A 633-nucleotide genomic window follows, 5' to 3' on the forward strand; every position below is an offset into this window, starting at 1 on the left:
CTGCTGCAGCAGCGCCACGCTCAGCAGGCTCTGCCCCGAGGTCGTCGCCATCAGGTTGCGCTCGCCCAGCACGCCCAGCCCGATTGCCGTCGACGACATCGCGAGGCCCAGCCCGCCCACCAGCGCCAGCTGCCACGGCACGCCGGCCGCGACCGCCGCGCCGAGCAGCAGCGCCGCCGAGCCGAACAGCTGCACGCTGCCCCAGCCGAAGATCGGCTTGCGCAGCGCCCACAGCCGCTTCGGCTCCAGCTCCAGCCCGACCAGGAACAGCATCAGCACCACGCCGAACTCGGCGAAATGCAGCATGTCCYGCGGATCGGTCACCAGCCGCAGGCCCCAGGGCCCGATCAGGATGCCCGCGGCCAGGTAGCCGATGATCGAGCCCAGCCCCAGCTTCTTCGCCACCGGCACCGCGATCACCGCGGCGGCCAGGTACACCAGCCCGCCTGTCAACCAGCTGCCGTGTTCCATCAGGCGCTTTCCGCCACAGCGGCTTCGGCCGCATCCGTCGGGCGCGCCGATTCGGGCACCTCGCAGTCGAAATCGTCGTCCAGCCCGGCCAGCTCCGGCCAGTTCGGGTAGCTGCCCAGGTGCTGCACGATGTCGGCATGCGGCGCCTGCAGCTCGGCCGCG

Annotated in this window: 1 protein-coding gene; it reads right to left on the reverse strand. The window is 71.8% G+C overall.

Annotation, left to right across the window (positions count from 1 at the left end; translation table 11 throughout):
- Positions 1 to 471: cation:proton antiporter domain-containing protein (locus AC1D01_RS37710; RefSeq protein ID WP_477875069.1), on the reverse strand; the 471-nt coding region annotated here is incomplete at its 3' end.
- Positions 472 to 633: the final 162 nt, after the last annotated feature.

Source organism: Rhizobacter sp. P3_B12, assembly GCF_056402895.1.